Raw genomic sequence first — 20,843 nt, 5'->3', positions numbered from 1 at the left:
TTTCTATTTCATATAGATTCTTTCTCTTATCGGAGTGTGTTCTTTTTCATGTTTTCGAACAGGAAACATGTATTTGGCATGCTTTTTTGTTTAACTAAGCTGAGTAGTTACCTTTTTCTATTTCCCCATAGTATAACATGAAAACTATCAGTACGTTGGATACAAATAGATATAGAAGACAGGAGAGGGATTATACGTGGATAAGTCATGGTCTGGTAATTCTGCTCAATTGTTACAAGAAATTGATTGGAAAATGAGCAAAATTGAATCGATTCTTCAGCAGGTTTCTATAGATGGTTTGATAGAAGAATCATATGAGATTCACGAGATGCTTATAAAAGTGTCGCAGTTATTGCTCACCTTACAACAAGACCCCAAAATGACATCCCTCGCAAAAGGATTAAGTCTACAACTACAAAGTATACAGGAACAGTACAATCAATTGTATGGTGCAGAAGAAATGCGCCGTTAATATCCAGAATAATCTTTGTTATTGTCTCAAAATATGGCGTATATCCGATATATCCATATTCGTAAATTTAGCAATATTTTCAATATCCATGCCGTTTTTATGCATGCCACGAATTATTTGCTCTCTTTCGGCTAATTTTCCTTTTTCCATGCCTTTTTCCATACCCTCTTGAAGCCCTTCTTCTTTTCCAACTTTTTTCCCTTCTTCTCGCCCTTTTTTCTCTGCATATTTATATTTAGAGGCTTCATCAATAAGCGTCTTTTGTCTTGCTTCATATAGCATACGGAATCCAGGGTCTTGGCTCATTTTTTCCCATTTTTGCAGCGCATCTTTTAAAATCGGGTCTCGGTTCATGGCGATCTCCTCCAGCGTATGCGTCAATTGTGTATCCTCATTGGCAGATAATAAGAGTAGCCATCGTACAAAGTCGTCTTCCCATGGATTGACTTGTTCTTCTTTCCATTGCGCCATTAATTTAGGGATTTCAATGATGTGCAACTCTAAATCGTCTATCAGTAGTTTTTGTAACTCAATATCCCACAGTTTCCCTGTTGTACGGAACCCTTCGTATTCTGAAAAGACCGGAAAGTTCAAAATATTAATGGTAATCGTCTTTCGCAATGCATCATACGAACCACCTTTTTGCATTTGAGAAGCGTATAAGCGACTCCAGTAATACAAACTACGTTTCAGAAAATCATGTTGGTCATTCAATTGTATTTCAATTGCAATTTGGGTTTCGTCATCTAAAGTTGCTAATACATCTAGAATGGACAATTTGTCCTTTTCGTATTCGCGGTGCATATGTGGGTCTTCTATTGTCAGCGATTGAATCGGTGAAGAGAGCGAAGAGGCCAACGTCACGTTCAAAAATTGCATTAAAATCTGTTCATTTCCTCTTGTTCCAAATAATTGCTTAAAAGCAAAATCCACTCGTAAATTCACTAAAGGTTGATTCATAATATGAGTTACCTTTCTTATTTCATATTCTATCTTTTTTGTTAGTTCCCTTTTTCGGGGGAATGGGCAAAGCATATATATCTATTGTATCGGAAAAAGAAGAGAAGAAGCAACCTTTGTTGTTTCTTTGGGTGTGTTTTGTTTTTTATTATGGTACGTGAAATTTTACAAACCGCTTGTATATGCACTTATTCTCACTAATTTGATAGTCAAAAAATCCTACACTTTTTAGCTATCGCTGACGTTTATGTTGATATGAAACAATATGATTCACCATTAAATTTGATTGTAGAGCCTAAATATGGTGGAAAAGAGGCTATTGAACCAAATCTGTTTTGTTGTTGGAAAAATCAGCTTTCTTTGTTAAAGTACAAAGAACAATTTATAGTGAAAAAGTCATGAATGAAAAAATCAGTCGGTATGAAGTATTTTATTATTCAGAGATCTGAAAAGATTTTTAGTGACAAAATAAAAATACAGATTAATAATAAAACGTCACTTATTGGGGAGACTTTTGAATTATAAAATAAAAGTCTTAATGAAGTTTTTTTCATCTTAGTCTTGATTTCTTTTTATCCATTTGCCAAAGTCAGATAATAATATGGTTTAGTCATGGCAAATAGATAAGTATCACTTAACTCTTTTTTATTGGCATTTAATTCATTCATTTCTAAAATACCTTCTAGTTTAAAATACAATTTTTTTGGTATAGCATGACTTTGAATGTTAGCAGCTTCACAACGAATTTCCACTCTGTTTGCTGTTAATTCTTCAAAGGCAAATTTTACAAGTCTATGTACTCCTTCAGTCATGTATCCTTTTTTACTAAATTTAGAATGAATCCAATATCCAACTTCAAATTTAAGTATTTCCCAATTAATTTCATGAAAAATTGCAAAACCAATAAATTCACCAGTTATTTTTGAAAACATTAAGTATGGTAATGTGGAACGTTGTAGAAATTGGATATTATAATTTATAATGAGCGTTTCGATATTTTCTTTTGTAGGTGTTTGTTGTAGCGATTTTATCCATGGTTTTAATTCAGCTATAGAATGGCAAATCGCTTCATACACAACTATCTCATCTCCAGGTTTTGGAACCCGTATAATTAATCTATTTGTAGAAAACTGAGTAGGTATCTTTAATATCAATTTGTTCATAATAATGCGCTCCTAATATTGACAAATTCAAAACAGAAGCTCTGCATCAAGCTTCTGTTTTGAATTCTATCGTGAATTACCAAAAAAGGGTTGGTGGTACTTCATCTGGTAATGGAAATTCTGGAATCATAGAAATTTGTTTCATGGGTATATCCTCCTTCCTTATCATAATTTTATTTGTATGAAATCACCAAGTTATGGGTGGTATTTCTTCTAATATTGGAAATTCTAACATCATAAATAGTTCTCCTATGTACGAAAATTTTAAATTTTATGAAGAATATGCAAAAATTTTAGCAGGTGATTTTCTGCACCTAATTGATTGTAGGTCTATACATTCGAAATTACAACTAAAAATATGTCCTATGACAAGGGTCAAAATCAACTGTTACAGGATCAGAATATTCAAAGGTTCTGGTGTAAAAAATTGAAATGCTTTGAAAATGGTCTTTCAAACTTGGCTATATTGGTACGACTACTAAAAAAAGGTGTGTGATCCGTATGGAACCAGAAAATATATTCAAATGGAAACATTATCAACCTGATATCATTCTATTGGTTCTGTTACAAAAAAATCGGATAGAATGAAAGACGCCAGATTATCTCACAATAGTCATCTTTCTGCAGGGTATGCAAATAACGTTGGTAAGCTGCAGCGTAAGAAAATAAATCGATTCTAGAGGAAATTTAAACTCGAAAACAACAGAAGATGTCACCATATATTCCAAGAAGATACGCTTGCTTTAAAAATGAAGTTTTCAATCAAACAGGGGGAAGAATACATGCCCATCAACTTAAGAGAACAAATAAAATGGAATTCCCTTCAAAAGAGTTACAAACTGTTCAACAGATTGATTATTCTTAAAAATCCGCATGCTAAATAAACTCTAACGAGTTTTATTTTTAAAATTATGCAGCTTTCTTTTGTTCCCTAGCTATACTATACTCATAATGAATACCCATGATATCAAAGACCGTTTTCTTCTCATATCGATGAGATTTCCGTCCGTTTTTCTCTAGAAGGTGGAACAGGCGGATTAAAAGCTTTGTTATCTCTTGGGTGTTTTGTATCAATTGGAAAAGAAGAAAAAAGTAATCTTTAATCGTATATATGGCCTTATATTCACTCCGTTCTCGTTTCTTTTTCATAAGAAGCAATTGCCGCATTTGAAACATGGTAGAAGAACAAAGTAGAATGGCAATCAGTTGCCCATACAAATGGCATTCCAATCGTTCTCGTTTTATCTTTTTACAATGATGGATATGAAGGATAATAAATCATACTCACGCTGTATGGCTGCATCCTCCCGCACCAGGATAAATTGATGAAAATATATCCGGAAGTTGAAATGCAGTTAAATCTAAAATACGAATACGGGTTCTGTTGCAAAGTTTGAGAAAACACAAATTCTTTTACAAAATACAATTATAGTTTAAGCGGTTCTGAATAACTCCTGTAATTCCTTATACGTCGAAAAGGAGAAGGATGGAATATGACTTCTCTTTTTCGACGTATATAGCATGAATCGTTTCGATTCCTTTAATGGTACGGGAAGCATGACGAAGATTTTGAAATCCTGCGGATTTAACCAAACGTCGTTTGATATGTCTATGGTCTTGTTCGATGAGATTATTGAGATGCTTAATGGTGCAATGTTCCGTATGCGCATAAAAACCGTTCTTTTTCAATTTTTTGAACGCACAAAGTAAGGATGGATCCTTGTCTGTTGTGAGAACCGTTGGTTCTCCAAAAGCTTTTACTAATCTTTGCATAAACATATAGGAAGCTTGATGATCTCTTGTTTTACGAAGTTGGATATCCAAGGTGTATCCTTCTTGATCAATCGCACGATAAAGGTAACGCCACTCTCCTTTGACTTTGATATAGGTTTCATCTAAATGCCATACGAAATGTGCTGATTTATTTTTCTTCTTCCACATTTGATAAATCAAATTTCTATATTCATGCACCAAACGTATAATCGTTGTAGGATAAACCGATACACCACGTTCTTTTAAAATTTCAGATACGTCACGATAGATTAAAGAAAAACGACAATAGTAGCCGACGGCTACTAAAATAATATCTTTCTTGAATGGTTTCCCTTTAAAATATCTCATTTTGGATACTCCTCACCCTATTTTTCAAAAATTCAGCTTACTTTCAAAAACTTTACAACAGAACCGTCTCCTCTCTACCTTTTGTATCTCTTGGATATCAATAAAAGGATACGACACTCGCCAAGCATATGATTTACCACTTATCCAGATAGAAGTGACTAACTATAAAATAGTGTAGACTATTACCTTACAACTTAATATACAAAACTAAAGTTATTATCATTTAATAAAGTTACTTTATATTCTGTTATATTCCTTTACATGATGTATATAATGATTTCTGACGTGATAAGCAATAAAAGGAGGAAATTACCCATGAAAAAAATATGTCTTATTGGGTTGGTAGCGACAACATTATCAACGAGCTGTTTTACTAGCGTAACGGCTCTAGCGGCACCAAATAGAGGGTGTTGCAAAACTAAAATAAATATGCAATGTTATGAATCAGAAAAACTAGCTGAACATGTAATAAATAGCGATTTTGACCATACCAACGTGGCTGTTCCAGCCCTTTATCTTTGAGATGACCAAACTGTTGTTCAATTTTCCCACGCTCTTTCATCAACTGTTTGCCAAAGATGGTTTGTGCAAAATGAGATAATACACGGCGATGTGTACTTTTGCTTTGTTCGCCATTACGTGGGTTAATTGGATTCACCGCAAAAATATCACATGTTTTTGCAATTTCATAAATGCGCTGACTATCATAAGCAGCATCTGCAATGGAAAATAACACATTTTGATTTTGTATATCTTGAAGCAATACAGGAGCCATTTTGCTATCATGTACGTTCGCTGTTGTAAATGCATACGACAATACAACACCTTCTGGTGTAGAACAGACATGAGCTTTATATCCCTTATACCAACCATAACGAGTAGATTTCCCCCATTTTGCTTGGGAATCATATAAACTACTCCGTAAGGCAGTGCTATCAATTAAAACACACGGAATTAATCCTAAATTCATTTCTTCAAGAGTTTGTTTATGAATCAACGGAATACCTTCATTGCGAAACCAAGTTCCTACACGTGAGAAAGTGGATATATGAGGAACAAAGGAAAGACCACAAGATACACGAAATGAAGGATATTGATGCAAAAAGCGAGTTAACTTACGTAATGAATTGATTTGGAATACCGTTTTCACAAAAAAACATTTGAGTAAAGCTTTTCTACAGATAGGTGGGCGGCCTGTAATAGGCGGAACGCCTCCAATGGTTAAACTGTCTACGTAGGCAAATAAAATGTGTAAAATGGATTGATTGTGATCAAAATTGGTTATCATACTAGTAAATCCGTCCTTTCTGGAGATAGTTTAGGGTACTATCATTCTTCCAGGAAAACGGATTTTTTTATGCATTTATTTTTGAATATTTATGAGTTTTGCAACACCCTCCAAATAGTCAGCAAGTCCATACTCAAGGATTAGCTGAGGTACATACACTCTCAAACTCTATTAGAATGCTAGGAATACAAGCACCATTAATTCAGGCTTATGGATTAGTCATATTACAACAACCGGATGCAAAAGTTGAAGCGATGAGCAGTTTGACTAATCATCAATCTTTTGCGAAAACAAATGTCCGTGAATGGTTAGATGAATATAATCCGCAAATTTTAGCCATGAATCAAGAAATGATACGATGCAATAATCGATTTAACGGTTACTACAATAAATTATTGGATTTGCTTGGGAGTCTAAATAATAATGAACAAGCGAAAAAGGATTTTATCACGGCTGTTGATCAAATGCAACAACAAGCACAAGCAGCATATGAACATTTAGAACAAACGAATTCTTCACTTGAGCGTTTCAAAGTACAATTAGTAACAGACAGTAAAGTTTTATCTGAAAAATCAAATATCGCTATTCAATCGCTTCAAGGCTTAGTGACAGGGTAACTGCTGTGGTCCGCAAGATTGTTTCCAGTTATAGTAAAAAATATGAGTTTATCATTAACATAAATGTTTTCTTTTTACAAAAAGCTTCATAACTCTAAAGATTTGACTCTATATTTTATATGCAGTAAATGCAAGGTATTGCTCGGTGTCATAACTTATGTTTATAAACAGCAAAAAATTGAATGATTTTTGATGAAATACTGCATGCTTCAAAATATGCAATCTAATTTTACTTTTAATGGGAATTATTCTGCGGATTAGAGCAGACACCCTGTCACTAAGCCTAGAAGGTGGTTTATGACCATTTGTAGAGTTTTTTTTTGAACAATTTTCTAATACTTCTATACGCTCTTTTAAATTCTGTATTTGATTTTCTAATTGATGAACAAAATCGCAAATAGCTTGAGGTCCCCTTTGGTAGACAGCTAGAATCTCTTGCTTTTTCAACACAACTATCACCTCCTTGTATGATATATCTAGTATTCACACAAAAAGTACATATCAGACTAGTAAATTAAAAGAGCCTCCGTGAGGAAGCTGAGTAGTTACGCTTCTTTTCCGCGTTTTTGATGAATATGTTGCAATGTCACCTCCGGTGTACTGGCAGTATGTAACCATTGTGTTTTATTTTCTACACGCATACCGGTTTCATCAAAATGGACAACAGAAGACTGAAGGATCTGGTCTTTTACTTCTTGGAGAAAAGGCTGCAATTGAGCCGAAAAACTGTTTGTATGATTGACTAACGTTCCTTCACTGATAGAATGTCCAAAACAATCTTGAAAGAATTCTTTTGTTCTTTTTAAAGAAAGACACTGATAATGCGTTAAATAGGGGATTAGTCTTTTTATATTTGGACCATATTGAACAGGACGAGAGACAGTAGAAGGAAACTGGGATTCTTGAATAGAATGGCAATGTGGGCACTCTTTTTGTTCCACTTTATGTTCTGTTACTTCTATCTGGATAGGTGGTAAATCATACACTTGGCGAATGCGGTATCCTTTTACAGGCTCATGGTCTAAAGAAGTATAGCAACAAGTACAATAGGTAGGAGAATATGTAATTGTATGGTCTGGAGTCGCTGTCAAACCAAGAGTATGTCCTTTGTGGCCCAACTGGCCACCGGTTTGACGCTGGGATGATTTTCGCAAACTTTTTGTAATAGGCTTACGAAAACCATCTGTAGAGGGTGGTTTATGACTATTTGTAGAGTTTTTTTTTGAACGATTTTCTAATTCTTCTATACGCTCTTTTAAATTCTGTATTTGACTTTCTAATTGATGAACAAAATCGCAAATAGCTTGAGGTCCCTTTTGATAGACAGCTAGAATTTCTTGTTTTTTCAACATAAATACCACCTCCTTGTATGATATATCTAGTATTCACACAAAAAGTACATATCAGACTAGTAAATGAAAAAAGCCTCCGTGAGGAAGCTGAGTAGTTACATTTAACTTTTATAGATGTTTCAGTATGGTTTTTAAAAACGATAAAACCGACTTGATTTTCAGCTAAAACCCATTCACCAACGTTCATAATTACCCCTCCATTTTTATACAAAATTCAAATTGTAATACGTTATCAGTCAAACTTTCATCAGTGGAGGTTTGACTGATTAACTATCTAAAATATGCAATTGCTTTTAGAAAACATCTTCTCCATCAATCCAAGTTTCATAGCCTTCAAAGTCAACTCTTAGATCACATCCGTTCTTGCTATATTTTTTATCTAATATTTTACCTGTGGCTCCGAGAGGAATATCTGGCTCATAAGAAGATGAACTTAATTCTATTCGCTGACCGATTTCAAATTTATCAAATATATCCTTATACTTTTTTTCTTGTTTTTTATGAAGTTCTTCAATACTCAAATTAACTACCGTATTCATAATTCATTCCCCCATTTTATATAAAATTCAAATTGTATAAAGATTTCTCAAGCTTCTCTTCTATGCTGACGTTGTACCTTTGATATCTTCATGGTCTTCTTTTTCGATTTTTGAATTTGTTCTTCCATATATTGAAGAACACGAGCTGTAATCTTTTCTGGAAAGAATTCTTGACGTTCTAAGAGAATATTCTCAATTACCCATGCTTTTCTTGTGTAATACTCATACTCTCCACCCGTTTCATTTGCAGTAACCTTTAATTTTTTTTCTGTTTTAGATGCTTTATTGAGCAATTGCAAACCATAATACGTTTGACTGCGTGCTTCTCTGACTTCTTTTAGCAACAAATACAAATCGTACGTGTGATACTGTTTCAATTCACCTACAGACTGATTAATATGCTCTAAGAAGATATGCTGTTGCATTGTTGTAAATTCAAAACGCTCACCATTTTGACAAATCTGTAGCATACCTGTTTGTTGTTCCCGCATATGACCACCACAGAATTCACAAATCTCTTGTACTACACCATTCTTATCAATTTGTATGGAAGTTGCACAGTATGGACAGTTCACATTTACAGAAGCGGGCATACACGGTTTTCCATAAACCATAATGTTCCGGCAAGTCACGCCAGGGTGCACCGCTTCTGGCTATCCACAACATTGCATTGAACATTTCGCGATTACTCCTTTTAAGGGGACGTCCAGTCGTGTACGGTGGAAAGATGTCTTTGATTTGTTCCCATTGTTCATTTGTAAGTTCGTAGCGGCGTGATGTCATGGAAAATACCTCTCTTTGGATTGTTTGAGGTAATCGTATCATAAAAATAGTTTTTAGACACACCCTAATTCTTTTGCGAGTTCTTCTAAAAGAGAAGGGGTTAAATGACAGCACAGTTCTTCAGAAAATAGTTGTAATTCATCTTGAATCGAAAGATTCATAAGAAAACGCCATCCTTTCTATTTAGATTTTTAGAAAGAATAACGTTTTTTTTACACTTTGGGGTAGTAAAGATTCTTAAGTTGATGGGCATGCGGCTATACCCCAGTATGGAATGCAAGGTAGCATGAGCAGAAAAGGGAACTGTTATGATAACGCTTGTATCGAATCATTCCATGGTGTCTTGAAAAAAGAACTTATTTATCAGCAACAATATCCAACACGTGCGCAAGCACAGCAAGATATTTGGGAATACATTGAAATTTTCTATAATCGTAAAAGAATTCATTCAGCGAATGGTTATTTATCTCCGACAGAAAAAGAACGTACGTACGGGACAAGAGCTGCATAATTAAATTTATCTGTGTCTATTTTATTGACTTAATATCACCAGAACCAAGTAATTTATGGTATACAATACCATAAACATCGCATATTAAAAATATCATATCTTTATAAAACTTATGGTTATATAGTACACACAATTTCTTATAAAAAGGAGTTTATCTCATATATTCCCGAATACACATTTTATTATTTATAAGCTTTTGGTTTTTTAAAATTTTATCCGAGATATGACATGCCCCCACATAAAAATTTCTATGTACAAAACAATACTTATCAAAGCTAAAGGAGAATCAAAAATGGAATGTAAATTTCATAAAACGAGCAGAGGCATCACATGTAAGAAAGAACAAAAGGGTGCTGGTAAAGGCATGAATCTTCTTCATTCAGATATAACAAAAAATCTTGACCATATAAAACAAGAGTTTGGTAACAGCCCTGATATTAAATTTTGTAAAATAGAAATAGGAATATCCCTTAAAATAACCGTTGTGGTAATGTATATAGATGGATTAGTAAATAAGGGCGCAATGGATGATTGGATTTTGCAATCGTTGAAGGATGATCTGGATGAGACTAAAATCCATGACGTTTGTGAACTATATAACAGGATAAAACAAGATGTCTTGGTGGTGGGTGAACTACAAAGTATTTCACGTTGGGATGAATTATGCTTGTCGATGTTATCGGGAGACACGATCATTTTAATGGATGATTGGCCCGAAGCGCTTAGTGTTAACACAAGAGGGGGGGAAACCCGTTCTATTACAGAACCAACTTCCCAAGTAACGATACGTGGTCCGAAAGACTGCTTCACTGAATCCATCGCAACAAACATTTCTCTTGTTCGTCGGCGGATCAAGAGCTCGAAACTTTGGCTGGAAATAACGAAAGTAGGTAGCGTGACTCAAACCGACATTGGTATCCTGTATATAAAAGACATTGCCAGTGATAAACTCGTGCGAGAAATCAAACAACGTTTAAATTCCATTGAAATAGATGCAATTTTGGAATCAGGTTATATCGAGGAACTCATTCAAGATGAGACATTCACTCTTTTTCCAACTATCTATAGTACAGAACGTCCAGATAGTGTGGTAGGCAATTTACTAGAAGGGCGAGTTGCCATTCTGGTGGATGGAACACCTTTTGTTCTCCTTTCACCTACTGTATTTTTTCAATTTTTCCAATCACCCGAGGATTACTATCAAGGTTTCGTCATTAGTACATTTTTACGATTCTTACGTTTTTTTTCTTTTCTTGTTTGCCTATTGGGAACACCCGTATACATCGCCGCCCTTTCGTTTCACCAAGAGATGATTCCAACCTCTCTTCTCTTGAGTCTTGCTGCGCAAAGAGACGGTGCTCCTTTTCCATTATTAATCGAGGCGTTGTTAATGGAGGTAAGCTTTGAAGTAATACGTGAGGCTGGATTGAGAATGCCACGAGCGCTAGGTCAAGCGGTTTCAATCGTAGGCGCTTTAATATTGGGTCAAGCGGCTGTGCAAGCAGGTATTATATCAGCATCTATGGTCATTATCGTGGCAGCATCAGGGATCGCCAGTTTCACCATACCTTCTTTCAGTTTAGCCACTACTCGTATTTTGCGTTTTCCTTTCATGATAGTAGCGGGGATACTGGGTTTTTATGGTGTTATGCTCGGTACGATTATGATTATAGGTCATATGTCCAGTCTACGCTCTTTCGGTATTCCTTATCTGGCTCCTTTTGCACCATGGGTTTCATCAGATCAAAAGGATACCTTATTCCGTTTTCCATTATGGTCCTTTTTCACAAGACCTCGACTTATTAGTCGGCAGAATAGAACCAGGATGGCACGCGATCTTCAATCTTCTCCCAGTCAAAACATGAGTAAGGAGGATATGGATGAGAAATAGCAAGTGTATCATTGTCATGTTGGTTATAACTACGGTCCTACTTACCGGCTGTTGGGATAGCAAAGAAATAAAAAGTTTGGCGATTGTCATGGCACTTGGCATAGATAAGGATGCAGAAAACAAAGGATACCGAGTATCACTTCAAATTGCTAACGTAGGTGAAGCAGCGGGAAGTATCGAGGGGGGATCTGGATATTCCACTCCAATCACAGTTTATACAACAACGGGACGTACGTTATTAGAAGCCATTCGAAAAACATCAAAAAAGGTGCCCCGGGAATTATATTTCTCCCATTTACAGCTTGTCATTATCGGGGAATCGTTAGCAAAAAAAGGGATCTCAAATCTATTCGACTTTTTTGAGAGGACCCCTGAAACTCGCCTTACTTCTATGGTATTGATCGCAGAAAGAGATGAAGCCAAACAGATCCTTGAAACGCTCACACCTATTGAGAAACTCCCCTCCAACAGTCTTTCTACAAAAATGAAATTAACAGAAAAGTTGTGGTCAGAGAATACAAGGGTAGAAATCGATGATATCGTTAATGGATTGGGGAAACAAGGAAAACAGTTGGTGATAAGTGGTGTAAGACTGGATGGAGACTCGCTAGAAGGAGATGAGAAATCGAATGTCGAAAAAAGCAAACCTTCTGTTTCTGTTAATATCGGTAGATTGGCCCTCTTCAAGGATGGGAAACTCATGCGTTGGCTTCCGAACAGACAAGCAAGAGGAATTATATTGATTCAAAATAAGATGAAGGGGTCCACTATAAACCTCAATTGTCAAAAGAAAAAAAATGCCATTGGTATTGAAATACTCCGTTCCAAAACGAATGTGACAGCAAGCCTTCATCACGGGAAGCCAATGTTCCATGTCAATATACATGAGGAAGGAATTATAAGCGAGGTACAATGCGCTCTCGATCTGAATCAGACAGTTATCATCAAAGAGTTGGAACGACAATGGAGAAATAAAACAGAGACAGATATCTTAGCAGCAGTCAAGTTAGCACAAAACGAGAAAAGTGATGTTTTAGGATTTGGAGAAGTACTCAATCTCTCGCATCCAAAAGTATGGAATAAATGGAAACATGATTGGAATCATACTTTTTCTGAAAGTAAAGTGGATGTGACTGTGAATGTAGTTATTCATCATTCAGGTATGCGAACCAAGACGTATCATACGAAAGAGACCAACGAATAAATATACAAAAAAGGATGTGAGGTCTTGGAAAAAATCAAAATAAACGCAGTACAATTATTCGCTTTAATTATTTTATTTGAATTTGGAAGTGCACTTGTAGTTGGCGTGGGGATGGAAGCAGAAAAAGATGCTTGGCTTGCTGTTCTACTCGGTTTGGCATGTGGAATGGCCATGTTTATTGTTCATGGTACGCTGCATCGCTTCTTTCCCAATCTGCTTTTTACAAGTTATATACAAAAAATTCTAGGGAAATATATTGGCTGGCCCATTGCTCTTTTGTATACGGCATATTTTATGAATGCGGCTGCTAGAAACTTACGAGATTGTAGTAATCTGCTAAACATCGCCTTATATGATCTAACTCCCCTATTTGTACTCAATCTTTCCATGACCCTGGTAGTCGCCTATTTGATTTATAAAGGAATTGAGGTGCTAGCTCGAACAGCTAGCATATACTTTATGATATTAATCATCATTGGAGTAATAGGGACTATTGTTTTATTTTCCTCTCGAATTATTCATGTCCCCAATCTTTTACCTATATTAGAAAAAGGTTACAAACCTGTATTACTAACAGTTCCGCAGACATATTTTTTCCCTTTCGCAGAGATGCTTGCTTTTTCAATGGTGCTTCCATATTTGAATAAACCTAAACAAGGGATTCCGATTGGGTTATGGGCGATGATGGTAAGCGGAGCCATCTTGAGTTATACAGTGGCACTTGATGTGGGGGTACTTGGTGTGAATATTGTTAGTAGAACGCCTATCCCTTTGTATACGGCATTAAGTAAAGTGGGCATTGGAGATTTTCTACAACGTATAGATGTAATTGTTATGTTCGCTTTAATTATCGGGAATTTTTTTAAGGTAGCGATTTATTATTATATATCCGTGATCGCAGCGGCAGATCTTTTTAAAGTGGAAAAGCATCATAAACTTGTATTTCCTTTTGGAGTGACGATTCTTTTTTCTTCCATCATCATTTCAAGCAATTTCTCAGAGCATATAACAGAGGGCTTACAAGTCATCCAGTTCGTATCCATTCCTTTTCAGACGGGTATTCCTATTCTTCTTTTAGTGGTGACGCTTTTTCGTAGGCGTCTTCGAAATACGGCTTCAGATCGGACACCGTCAAATTCAGACACGTAACAGGATGAGTTACCATTATTTAAGTTCCGTTTAATGTTTTAACATCGATAAAGGTGGATAGACACTGGCAAAATTATACGTAACCACAAATGATGTTAGACTAAAAAGTAGACACAAGTTAATATGATAAAAAATGAACTAAATGAGGTGTCTACATGGGGAAAGTAAAACAATATGAAGAAGAATTTAAACGCCAAAGCGTAAAACATATTTTACAAACAGGAAAGAATGTAGCTCAAGTTGCTCGAGAATTAGGGATTTCAGTAAATACCCTTCACGGTTGGGTAAAGAAATATAAAAAAGAGCCCAAATTTGTAAAGCAACGAACGTTCCGTTCTGAAGATCAAAAAACAAACGAGATGGAGCGACGTATTTTAGATTTAGAGGAAGAAAATGCAATCTTAAAAAAGGCGATGCACTTCTTCGCGAAAGACCATCGGTAAAATTTCAACTTATCCATCAACACCGCTTCACATACCGAGTGGAGAAGATGTGCCAAGTTCTACATGTATCCCGAAGCGGATATTACAAATGGAAAAATCATACTAAAAATCCCAGGCAAGTACAAAGAGAACAAGTCACTAAAGAAATACACTGTATTTTCTTAGAATCACGTTGTTTATATGGAAGCCCTAAAGTAACGTCCATCTTACGCCAAAAGGGCAGGCGTATCTCACAAAAAACAGTGGCAAGAATCATAAAAGAACAAGGGTTAAAATCAAGAACTGTAAAAAAATATAAAGCTACTACAAATTCCAAACATTCTTATCCGGTACATAACAATGTGTTAGATCGTCAATTCAAGGCAGAAAAGCCAAATCAAGTTTGGGTAGCCGATATTACCTATGTATCGACGAAAGAAGGCTGGTTGTATGTAGCAAGTCTGATGGACTTGTATTCTAGAAAAATTGTGGGCTGGCATGCTGATCGTACGATGACAAAAGAATTAGTATTGAAAGCTTTACAACAAGCCTATTTCCGACAGAAACCGGCAAGTTCTGTCTTGCATCATTCTGATCGGGGAAGTCAATATGTTTCCAACGATTATCAAAATCAATTACAACAGTATGGAATGACATGTAGCATGAGTAGAAAAGGAAACTGTTATGATAACGCTTGTATCGAATCGTTCCATAGTGTCTTAAAAAAAGAGCTCATTTATCAGCAACAATACGCAACACGTGCACAAGCACAGCAAGATAGTTGGGAATACATTGAAATTTTCTATAATCGTAAAAGAATCCATTCAGCGAATGGTTATTTATCGCCGGTAGAAAAAGAACGTATGTACGAATCGCGGGCTGCATAATTTAAATTTTCTGTGTCTATTTTATTGACGTAATATCAGATTTGGAACACGCACGAAAAAGGACGCGTTCACGCACAGTTGATTTATATGAGGTATTCTGCGGTGTTCTGTACGTGCTTACCAACAGGCTGCCAATGGCGCAATCTACCAAGTGACTTCCCAAACTGGCAAACGGTGTATTTCTACTATCAGATTTGGCGAAAAACAAACGAGAATGGTATAAGTCTTCTCGAAAAAGTGCATAAAAAAATTGGTTGAAACCTATCGTGAGCAAGATGGACGTAAGAATCAGACAAGATTCTGCATCGTAGATGCACAAAGCGTGAAAAACACATGGATAGCTGGTGAAAAGGGTTATGATGCTGGAAAGAAAGTGTTAGGAATCAAACGTCATATCGCTGTAGATACAAACGGTCTCATTCATACGATTGATGTAACAACTGCGAACATAACAGACCGAGAGGGTGCCATCCAAATGTGTGAAAGGCACAAGAAAACATTGGAAAAAGTGACAACTATACTTTGTGATGGCGGATATACGGGCTCATCCTTTGCACAATCCATAAAAGGAACGATTGATTGTTCGGTTGAAATCATCAAACGCTCTGAACTTCACAAATTTGTTGTGTTACCAAAACGCTGGATTGTGGAACGCACCTTTGCTTGGTTAGAAAATTACCGTAGAATGTGGAAGAATTGTGAACGAACACTTGAAAATAGTAGACAGAGTTGCTTATTGGCAGGTGTGGCAATTTTATTGAAAAGATTTTAAGCAGATTCTTAGGGATGTAAAAGGAGGAATGAAAGTCGTATCCAAAACGAAAAAATTCGAAGTCATCCATGAAATGACAAAAACAGGTTATACAATGACCATTCTATGCGATATTGTTGGTGTAACCAGAAGTGGCTACTACAAATGGATAAAACGGCATACGACGCCTTCAAAAAAACAATCCGAGGATATCGAAATTAAGAAAAAGATATTGGAGTGTCATAAAAAATTAAGAGGAATTTATGGATATAGAAGAATACAAGTGTGGCGGAAAGCCACATATAACCTTCATTTGAGTCATAAGCGCATCCAAAGATTGATGAGTGAACTAGGTATCAAAGCCATAATTAGGGAAAAAACGACCTTATTACGGAAAAAACGAAGCTTATGTGATTTCAGAGAACCATCTAAATAGGGAGTTTCAAGCTTCAAAACCCAATGAAAAATGGGTAACCGATATTACCTATTTGATTTTCAATGGACAGCGCTTGTACTTATCCGCTATTGCAGAGTGTTTTCATTTACGCTCCTTCCGTAAAGCGAATGAGGTCAAACTTGCCGTGCGTAAATATATGCACTTTTATAATCATCAAAGATTTCAAAAGAAATTAAATAACCTGAGTCCATATAAATATAGAACTCAGGTTGCTTAGTTGCTCTTTTTAAATACTGTCTACTTGACAGGGGGCACTGCATGGGAATCTTCGCTTTTTATTTAATTTATCAATTATTTGCATCAAAATAATTTTATCAGATTTTGTATCGTATATAAAAACATATTCTAGAATGAAAGGTCATCACTAAAGTTAATTTTCATTAAAAAACCTAGAACGGCCTAGTCTAAAAGTACCAGGAATACTGGAAATTCGAAATAGCGTAGATGAACATGCTAGTGGTTGATCTTGAATACCTGGAACATCTATTCGAATAGCCCCCGACCCTGAATTTCTAAATGATAATTTATCTCCTGCCTGAAGTGCAGCTAGAAATGTGAGTTGTGCGGCAATCGTTCCCGGTGCAGAGTTAGTATACAGCACTGTTCCTAACGGCGGAGTACCATTTACCAATAACTGCATGGTGTACTGTGTACTGGGATTATTATTATAAGGTGTATAAAAATATGAGATAAAATAGACCCCTGGGACACCTATTGTAATGATATTATCCGCTAATGTCATTCCATTTTGAACATTTATACCTAGTAAAGGGAATATTTCTCCACCGTTAACGATTATTGGAGTTCCATCCGCTGGGCTGAGTGTATAATAATCACCAAACGATTCGATTATACCCGTAGGTCCTTGAGGTCCCGTAGGTCCAGTTGCACCAGAAGAAACAAGAGACGTATAGTCTGGAGATTCCCCTGGAATCCCTTGAGGATCTGCCGTATTGACCACATATACTGCGCCTTCATATATGACAATGTCACCTGGTTGGTACAATCCTGTATTATTTGGATCAAAAGGCTGCGCACCTTCAAAGCTTCCAGTAGGCCCTTGAGGTCCCGTAGGTCCAGTTGCACCAGAAGAAACAAGAGACGTATAGTCTGGAGATTCCCCTGGAATCCCTTGAGGATCTGCCGTATTGACCACATATACTGCGCCTTCATATATGACAATGTCACCTGGTTGGTACAATCCTGTATTATTTGGATCAAAAGGCTGCGCACCTTCAAAGCTTCCAGTAGGCCCTTGAGGTCCCGTAGGTCCAGTTGCACCAGAAGAAACAAGAGACGTATAGTCTGGAGATTCCCCTGGAATCCCTTGAGGATCTGCCGTATTGACCACATATACTGCGCCTTCATATATGACAATGTCACCTGGTTGGTACAATCCTGTATTATTTGGATCAAAGGGCTGCGCACCTTCAAAGCTTCCAGTAGGCCCTTGAGGTCCCGTAGGTCCAGTTGCACCAGAAGAAACAAGAGACGTATAGTCTGGAGATTCCCCTGGAATCCCTTGAGGATCTGCCGTATTGACCACATATACTGCGCCTTCATATATGACAATGTCACCTGGTTGGTACAATCCTGTATTATTTGGATCAAAAGGCTGCGCACCTTCAAAGCTTCCAGTAGGCCCTTGAGGTCCCGTAGGTCCAGTTGCACCAGAAGAAACAAGAGACGTATAGTCTGGAGATTCCCCTGGAATCCCTTGAGGATCTGCCGTATTGACCACATATACTGCGCCTTCATATATGACAATGTCACCTGGTTGGTACAATCCTGTATTATTTGGATCAAAAGGCTGCGCACCTTCAAAGCTTCCAGTAGGCCCTTGAGGTCCCGTAGGTCCAGTTGCACCAGAAGAAACAAGAGACGTATAGTCTGGAGATTCCCCTGGAATCCCTTGAGGATCTGCCGTATTGACCACATATACTGCGCCTTCATATATGACAATGTCACCTGGTTGGTACAATCCTGTATTATTTGGATCAAAAGGCTGCGCACCTTCAAAGCTTCCAGTAGGCCCTTGAGGTCCCGTAGGTCCAGTTGCACCAGAAGAAACAAGAGACGTATAGTCTGGAGATTCCCCTGGAATCCCTTGAGGATCTGCCGTATTGACCACATATACTGCGCCTTCATATATGACAATGTCACCTGGTTGGTACAATCCTGTATTATTTGGATCAAAGGGCTGCGCACCTTCAAAGCTTCCAGTAGGCCCTTGAGGTCCCGTAGGTCCAGTTGCACCAGAAGAAACAAGAGACGTATAGTCTGGAGATTCCCCTGGAATCCCTTGAGGATCTGCCGTATTGACCACATATACTGCGCCTTCATATATGACAATGTCACCTGGTTGGTACAATCCTGTATTATTTGGATCAAAAGGCTGCGCACCTTCAAAGCTTCCAGTAGGCCCTTGAGGTCCCGTAGGTCCAGTTGCACCAGAAGAAACAAGAGACGTATAGTCTGGAGATTCCCCTGGAATCCCTTGAGGATCTGCCGTATTGACCACATATACTGCGCCTTCATATATGACAATGTCACCTGGTTGGTACAATCCTGTATTATTTGGATCAAAAGGCTGCGCACCTTCAAAGCTTCCAGTAGGCCCTTGAGATCCTGTAGGCCCTTGAGGTCCTGTTGGTCCTTGAGGTCCAGCACCAGATTCTCCTGCAGTTACGTTAAGAGCCTGTAATAATGCCGTTAAGAGTGTTTGTAAAGTAGTAGGATCGAGTATGAGCGTAGAAAAAAAGGAAGAAAGACCATTTAAAAATTGTTGGAGTAATTGTGAGATTTGAGAAGGAGAAGCATTTGGGTCCTGTAGTAATGTCACAATATTTTGTAGGAGTTGTTTTAAAAACTCCGTTTGTGGATTGGAAGGAAAGGTATTCAAAATCGCTAAAAATTGAGAAAGTACATTTTGTAACCCCGTTACATTTGCTGGATTCGTTGGATCTGTCAAATACACTTGTAATAGGGAAGTCAGTTGCTGTAATAATTGTTGGAGTTGTTGGGACTGTATTGGATCAACAGGAATACTTGGCGAAGGTCCTTGGGGAATGTTATTGGACGCCGCATCGATTAAGGATTGAATAAGGGCTTGCAAGGTCGCCGGATCTAAAAGTAATGTTCCGAAGAAAGAAGAAAGACCATTAAATAATTGAGAAATCAATTGGGAGATGAGACTCGTATTAAAGTCCGGGCCTTGTAATTGTGCAACGATATTTTGAATGAAAATTTTTAGGGATTCAGTTTGCGGGTTGGAAGGAAAGGTATTCAAAATCGCTAACAGTTGATTGAGCTGTTGTTGTAAATTAGCCGCTGTATTTGCATTTGGATTTCCAAAAAAGGCTGCAAGGGCATGGGCTAATTGCGCTAATACCGCCTCTAACCCTTGTATTTGTCCTGGCTCTACAGGCACCCCAGGTGTTGTACCTTGCGGTGTACTATTTATAATACCTTGTAAAATTAACTGATATAGTACTTGTAAGGACGTGGAAGGCAGATTTGAAGCGCTTCCTACTGCGGATAAAGATTGTAAAAAGAGCTGGGATAACTCTGAAATTATTTCTACTGGTAATGTGGGATCCTGTAATGCCGCTAGGAGCTGCTGCAGTGTTTGAATAGAGAATTGTGTTTGAGGTGTTTGTGGAATGAGACGTTGTAAAAATGTGAGTAATGGCCGCAAAGTAGCTTGTAATGCTGCACTCATTTGTGCGTTTGGATCTGTAAAAAATGCTTGGAGTGATGAGTTAACAGCTTGTAAAAGCTGAGGGAACTGTTGCTGCTGTTCTAGAGAAAAAAAGACCTGCGGCGGACAACAGTCTCCGGATGCTGCAGGAAAGGCATGAGGAAAAGGAAACTGACTACAGGGACCCGGTTTAAAAAAAGAATGATCCATACATTATAACCTCCTTATTGTATCGAATATAATATGATTCCAACTTGTTAGCATATGCCATGGAACCACAATAATTAGTATATTCTCAGTAAAGGAAAAATGTGTAGTGATGTGTGTGGAAAATGTTAAGTTTTGACTCTGTGATATTACGTCAATAAAATAGACACAGAAAATTTAAATTATGCAGCCCATGATTCGTACATACGTTCTTTTTCTGCCGGCGATAAATAACCATTCGCTGAATGGATTCTTTTACGATTATAGAAAATTTCAATGTATTCCCAACTATCTTGCTGTGCTTGTGCACGTGTTGCGTATTGTTGCTGATAAATGAGCCCTTTTTTTAAGACACTATGGAACGATTCG

15 protein-coding genes and 7 pseudogenes are annotated in these 20,843 nt (G+C 37.1%); 10 read left to right on the top strand and 12 right to left on the bottom strand.

Annotated elements, in window-relative coordinates:
- The first annotated feature begins 196 nt into the window (after positions 1-196).
- Entirely contained in the window at positions 197-472 is a 276-nt protein-coding gene (locus QCI41_RS29430; RefSeq protein WP_353838993.1) for a hypothetical protein, read from the top strand.
- A gap of 18 nt (positions 473-490) precedes the next feature.
- Here QCI41_RS29430 and QCI41_RS29425 read toward each other — a convergent pair whose 3' ends face one another.
- The 5 genes and pseudogenes from QCI41_RS29425 to QCI41_RS29405 all read right to left on the bottom strand — a co-directional run bounded on the left by QCI41_RS29425 (position 491) and on the right by QCI41_RS29405 (position 6,004).
- A complete protein-coding gene (locus QCI41_RS29425) occupies positions 491-1,432 on the bottom strand; it encodes an Rpn family recombination-promoting nuclease/putative transposase (protein WP_353838992.1) in 942 nt (313 codons plus the stop codon).
- 572 nt (positions 1,433-2,004) lie between these two features.
- The gene (locus QCI41_RS29420; protein WP_353838991.1) at positions 2,005-2,595 is read right to left on the bottom strand and encodes a GNAT family N-acetyltransferase; all 591 of its coding nucleotides are present in this window, start codon (positions 2,593-2,595) and stop codon (positions 2,005-2,007) included.
- A gap of 909 nt (positions 2,596-3,504) precedes the next feature.
- Positions 3,505-3,858, bottom strand: a pseudogene (locus QCI41_RS29415) (IS4 family transposase); the annotation flags it as partial.
- Between the two features lie 170 nt (positions 3,859-4,028).
- Positions 4,029-4,716 (bottom strand): IS6 family transposase gene (locus QCI41_RS29410; protein ID WP_483299075.1). Its coding sequence is split into 2 segments (ribosomal slippage): positions 4,029-4,106 and positions 4,108-4,716, totalling 687 coding nucleotides; the frame shifts between segments, so codons are not numbered across the junction.
- 418 nt (positions 4,717-5,134) lie between these two features.
- Entirely contained in the window at positions 5,135-6,004 is an 870-nt protein-coding gene (locus QCI41_RS29405) for a transposase (protein ID WP_353836336.1), read from the bottom strand.
- A gap of 125 nt (positions 6,005-6,129) precedes the next feature.
- On the opposite strand from QCI41_RS29405, the pseudogene QCI41_RS29400 reads away from it, so the two are divergent.
- Positions 6,130-6,606, top strand: a pseudogene (locus tag QCI41_RS29400) (HBL/NHE enterotoxin family protein); the annotation flags it as partial.
- Positions 6,607-6,729: 123 nt separating this feature from the next.
- Here the strand turns inward: QCI41_RS29400 and QCI41_RS29395 are convergent.
- The 5 genes and pseudogenes from QCI41_RS29395 to QCI41_RS29375 all read right to left on the bottom strand — a co-directional run.
- The gene (locus tag QCI41_RS29395; protein WP_353838989.1) at positions 6,730-7,071 is read right to left on the bottom strand and encodes a hypothetical protein; all 342 of its coding nucleotides are present in this window, start codon (positions 7,069-7,071) and stop codon (positions 6,730-6,732) included.
- Between the two features lie 98 nt (positions 7,072-7,169).
- Positions 7,170-7,973: pseudogene (locus QCI41_RS29390) on the bottom strand (IS66 family transposase); the annotation flags it as partial.
- A 293-nt stretch (positions 7,974-8,266) separates the two neighbouring features.
- A complete protein-coding gene (locus tag QCI41_RS29385) occupies positions 8,267-8,512 on the bottom strand; it encodes a hypothetical protein (protein WP_029440397.1) in 246 nt (81 codons plus the stop codon).
- 47 nt (positions 8,513-8,559) lie between these two features.
- Entirely contained in the window at positions 8,560-9,105 is a 546-nt protein-coding gene (locus QCI41_RS29380) for a hypothetical protein (protein ID WP_353838783.1), read from the bottom strand.
- Positions 9,089-9,295: pseudogene (locus QCI41_RS29375) on the bottom strand (transposase); the annotation flags it as partial. The pseudogene QCI41_RS29375 and the gene QCI41_RS29380, both read right to left, overlap by 17 nt.
- Before the next feature lie 271 nt (positions 9,296-9,566).
- On the opposite strand from QCI41_RS29375, the pseudogene QCI41_RS29370 reads away from it, so the two are divergent.
- From QCI41_RS29370 to QCI41_RS29330, 8 genes and pseudogenes are all read left to right on the top strand, one after another.
- Positions 9,567-9,806, top strand: a pseudogene (locus tag QCI41_RS29370) (transposase); the annotation flags it as partial.
- Between the two features lie 292 nt (positions 9,807-10,098).
- Positions 10,099-11,697: a spore germination protein gene (locus tag QCI41_RS29365; RefSeq protein WP_353838784.1), complete on the top strand. Its 1,599-nt coding sequence runs from the start codon at positions 10,099-10,101 to the stop codon at positions 11,695-11,697.
- A complete protein-coding gene (locus tag QCI41_RS29360; RefSeq protein ID WP_353838785.1) occupies positions 11,687-12,901 on the top strand; it encodes a Ger(x)C family spore germination protein in 1,215 nt (404 codons plus the stop codon). Before QCI41_RS29365 ends, QCI41_RS29360 begins: the two co-directional genes overlap by 11 nt.
- 24 nt (positions 12,902-12,925) lie before the next feature.
- Positions 12,926-14,050 carry a GerAB/ArcD/ProY family transporter gene (locus tag QCI41_RS29355; RefSeq protein WP_353838786.1) on the top strand — a complete coding sequence of 375 codons (1,125 nt, stop codon included), beginning with the start codon at positions 12,926-12,928 and terminating at the stop codon, positions 14,048-14,050.
- A 155-nt stretch (positions 14,051-14,205) separates the two neighbouring features.
- Positions 14,206-15,359: pseudogene (locus QCI41_RS29345) on the top strand (IS3 family transposase).
- A 5-nt stretch (positions 15,360-15,364) separates the two neighbouring features.
- Positions 15,365-16,131, top strand: a pseudogene (locus tag QCI41_RS29340) (IS5 family transposase).
- Between the two features lie 28 nt (positions 16,132-16,159).
- On the top strand, positions 16,160-16,546 hold the full coding sequence (locus tag QCI41_RS29335; protein WP_353838788.1) for an IS3 family transposase: 387 nt from the start codon (positions 16,160-16,162) through the stop codon (positions 16,544-16,546).
- Positions 16,521-16,784: an IS3 family transposase gene (locus QCI41_RS29330; RefSeq protein ID WP_353838987.1), complete on the top strand. Its 264-nt coding sequence runs from the start codon at positions 16,521-16,523 to the stop codon at positions 16,782-16,784. Before QCI41_RS29335 ends, QCI41_RS29330 begins: the two co-directional genes overlap by 26 nt.
- A 153-nt stretch (positions 16,785-16,937) precedes the next feature.
- Here the strand turns inward: QCI41_RS29330 and QCI41_RS29325 are convergent, their stop codons facing one another.
- A complete protein-coding gene (locus tag QCI41_RS29325; RefSeq protein ID WP_353839236.1) occupies positions 16,938-20,477 on the bottom strand; it encodes a collagen-like repeat preface domain-containing protein in 3,540 nt (1,179 codons plus the stop codon).
- A 179-nt stretch (positions 20,478-20,656) separates the two neighbouring features.
- The coding region (locus QCI41_RS29320) for an IS3 family transposase (RefSeq protein WP_353839256.1) at positions 20,657-20,843 on the bottom strand (187 nt) is incomplete at its 5' end.

Source organism: Bacillus cereus group sp. MG4 (assembly GCF_040460055.1).
Classification (GTDB): domain Bacteria; phylum Bacillota; class Bacilli; order Bacillales; family Bacillaceae_G; genus Bacillus_A; species Bacillus_A wiedmannii.
The sequence above is the reverse complement of the archived record's forward strand: the minus strand, read 5'-3'. Positions and strand labels throughout refer to the sequence as shown.

What these genes read in the sequence shown, in the direction of transcription:
- QCI41_RS29335 (WP_353838788.1), top strand. Translation starts at nt 16,160, where the DNA reads ATGAAAGTCGTATCCAAAACGAAAAAATTCGAAGTCATCCATGAAATG.
- QCI41_RS29360 (WP_353838785.1), top strand. Translation starts at nt 11,687, where the DNA reads ATGAGAAATAGCAAGTGTATCATTGTCATGTTGGTTATAACTACGGTC.
- QCI41_RS29405 (WP_353836336.1), bottom strand. Translation starts at nt 6,004, where the DNA reads ATGATAACCAATTTTGATCACAATCAATCCATTTTACACATTTTATTT.
- QCI41_RS29365 (WP_353838784.1), top strand. Translation starts at nt 10,099, where the DNA reads ATGGAATGTAAATTTCATAAAACGAGCAGAGGCATCACATGTAAGAAA.
- QCI41_RS29425 (WP_353838992.1), bottom strand. Translation starts at nt 1,432, where the DNA reads ATGAATCAACCTTTAGTGAATTTACGAGTGGATTTTGCTTTTAAGCAA.
- QCI41_RS29385 (WP_029440397.1), bottom strand. Translation starts at nt 8,512, where the DNA reads ATGAATACGGTAGTTAATTTGAGTATTGAAGAACTTCATAAAAAACAA.
- QCI41_RS29380 (WP_353838783.1), bottom strand. Translation starts at nt 9,105, where the DNA reads ATGCCCGCTTCTGTAAATGTGAACTGTCCATACTGTGCAACTTCCATA.
- QCI41_RS29420 (WP_353838991.1), bottom strand. Translation starts at nt 2,595, where the DNA reads ATGAACAAATTGATATTAAAGATACCTACTCAGTTTTCTACAAATAGA.
- QCI41_RS29325 (WP_353839236.1), bottom strand. Translation starts at nt 20,477, where the DNA reads ATGGATCATTCTTTTTTTAAACCGGGTCCCTGTAGTCAGTTTCCTTTT.